Annotated in this window: 2 protein-coding genes; both read right to left on the bottom strand. The window is 75.9% G+C overall.

Annotated features, from left to right (window positions below; translation table 11 throughout):
- Nucleotides 1-105: 105 nt before the first annotated feature.
- Nucleotides 106-2,238, bottom strand: a complete 2,133-nt coding sequence (gene malQ / locus P1P70_RS43380; protein WP_319247830.1) for a 4-alpha-glucanotransferase — start codon at nt 2,236-2,238, stop codon at nt 106-108.
- Nucleotides 2,239-2,475, bottom strand: a complete 237-nt coding sequence (locus P1P70_RS43375) for a hypothetical protein (protein WP_319247832.1) — start codon at nt 2,473-2,475, stop codon at nt 2,239-2,241.
- Between the last annotated feature and the right edge of the window lie 3 nt (nt 2,476-2,478).

Here is a 2,478-nt window from a genome sequence, read left to right as displayed (position 1 = left end):
TTTCGTGAGCGAGTGCGGGCCCGGTGGGGCTTCTCGCGCAGTGCCCCCACTCGCCCGCACCCGCACCCGCACCCGCACCCGTCCACGAAACCCGCACCCCCCGAGCTACTGGGCACCCGAGCTACTGGGCCCCCGCAGCACATCCACCAGCGCATGCAAGCGACGCGACGCCGCCAGCTCCTCCAGCGTCACCGCCCTCCCCGCCGCGTCGGCGATCGGCAGGCGCCAGTTCGGATACTGATCCCACGTGCCCGGCAGATTCTGCGGGCGCCGGTCGCCGAGCGTGTCGGGGAGCCAGAGACCGATCATGCGGGCCGGGGTCCGCAGGAGGAACCGGTGGAGGGCCTGGATCTGGGCCTCCTCGGAGGTCGTCGAGATGCCCCCACCGGCCCCGTCCAGCAGCCCCAGCCGAGCGAGGAGGGCCAGCCACTCGCCCGCGTCGGCGGCCGCCTCCGCCCGCTCCTCGGCCAGCGAGCGGGTCAGCAGGCCGAGGCCGTGGCGGAGGTCGACGTGGTCACAGGTCAGCCGGGAGGCCGTGGGCGGCAGGTCGTGCGTCGTGGCGGTGGCGAGACAGTTCGCGCGCCACCGTTCAGGCGGCAGGGGGCGGCCCGTGCCCTCCCAGTCGCGCTCGAACCACAGCACGGACGTGCCCAGCACCCCGCGCGCGTCGAGCGCCTCGCGGACCCCCGGCTCGACCGTGCCGAGGTCCTCGCCGATCACGAGGGAGCCGGCCCGCGACGCCTCCAGGACCAGGATCGCGAGCATCGCGTCGGCGTCGTAGCGTACGTACGTACCCTCGGTCGGGGCCTCGCCCTGCGGGACCCACCAGAGACGGAACAGGCCCATGACGTGGTCGATGCGGAGGGCGCCCGCATGGCGCAGGAGGGCGCGCAGGAGGTGGCGGTAGGGGGCGTATCCGGACTCGGCGAGGCGGTCGGGGCGCCAGGGGGGCAGGCCCCAGTCCTGGCCCCGGGAGTTGAAGGCGTCGGGTGGCGCGCCGACGGACATGCCGGCCGCGAAGTACTCCTGCTGGGCCCAGGCATCGGCGCCGCCGGGGTGGACCCCGACCGCCAGATCGTGCACCAGGCCGATGGGCATGCCCGCGTCGCGGGCGGAGCGCTGCGCGGTGCCGAGCTGGGCGTCGGTGAGCCAGGCCAGGCGGGTGTGGAAGTCGACGCGGTCCATCAACTCGCCCCGGGCGCGGGCGGTTTCGGGGGAGCGCGGGTCGCGCAGGGCCGGGGGCCAGCGCGACCAGTCGGAGCCGTGGACCTCGGCGAGCGCGCACCAGGTGGCGTGGTCCTCCAGCGCCTGGCCCTCCTCGGCGAGGAAGTCCCAGTACGCGGCTCTCCGCCCGGGGCCGAGGGGGACGGCGCGCACCAGCTCCAGCGCGTCCCGCTTGAGGTCCCACACCGCGTCCCGGTCGATCAGCTCGCCCTTGGCCAGCACGGACTCCCGCAGACGCGCGGCCCGCGCCGGCAGCACGCCGAGGCCGTCGCGGTCGTCGGGGGACGAGGCGGCGACCTCCGCGAGGGCGTACGGGTACTCCGGTACGTCCTCCACGCGCAGGTGGACGGGGTCCGGATAGCGGCGGGACGAGGGGCGGTACGGGGAGGGGTCGGTGGGGGCGCCGGGTACGGCCGCGTGCAGCGGGTTGACCTGGACGAATCCGGCGCCGAGGGCGCGGCCGGCCCAGGCACAGAGCTCGGCGAGGTCACCGAGGTCGCCCATGCCCCAGCTGCGCCGCGAGAGGAGCGAGTAGAGCTGGACGAGGAGGCCGTAGGTGCGCTCGGGCGGGGAGGGCAGCCGGGCCGGGGCCACGACCAGGTGGGCCTCGGCGGTGCGGCCGTCGGGGGCGGTCGCGCGCAGGGCGTGCACGCCGGGGGGCAGCTGCTCCGTGGTGGAGCGGAGTTCGCCCTGTTCGGTCTCGACGCGCAGCCTGGTGCCCTCCGGGAGGGCGGTCAGCGCGGCCGGGGGGTCGCCGTCGGCCCACTGGACCACGGTCGGCGGCAACAGCCGTGCGGCCAGCTGCCGTTCGCGCGCGGCGAGGGCGGTGCCCACGGCCTCGGGGGTGCTCGCGTCGACGTCCAGCGCGGCGAGGACGGCCACGACCGCGCCGTCCGAGGCCGCGACCGTACGGTCCGGTGAGGGGCTGTAGGAGGTGGCGACGCCGTGCAGGGCGGCAAGCCGGGCCAGCGGAGTCCCGGGCGTCGGGCCCGAACCCCCTGGATCTTCTGTCATCTAGACCCCCGATGCGGCGCCGTGGGACGTGGGTTCACTGGTGAGGGGAGCCGCGTCGGCGAGGGGCGGCTCGCTGGTGAGCGGGGCCGCGTCCGGAAGCGGCGGCTCACTGGTGAGCGGCACATCGGCGCAGGGCCCCTCGGCGCTGAACACACAGACGTGCGGCTCGTGGAGCTCGTAGGGCTCCGCCTCGCGTTTGGAGCGGGCCTGGGTCGGGAGGGGGGTGGTGATGGCCACTGG

Origin of the sequence: Streptomyces sp. MB09-02B, assembly GCF_033794485.1 — a bacterium.
Lineage (GTDB): Bacteria > Actinomycetota > Actinomycetes > Streptomycetales > Streptomycetaceae > Streptomyces.
This window is presented reverse-complemented; position numbering and strand designations above follow the sequence as displayed.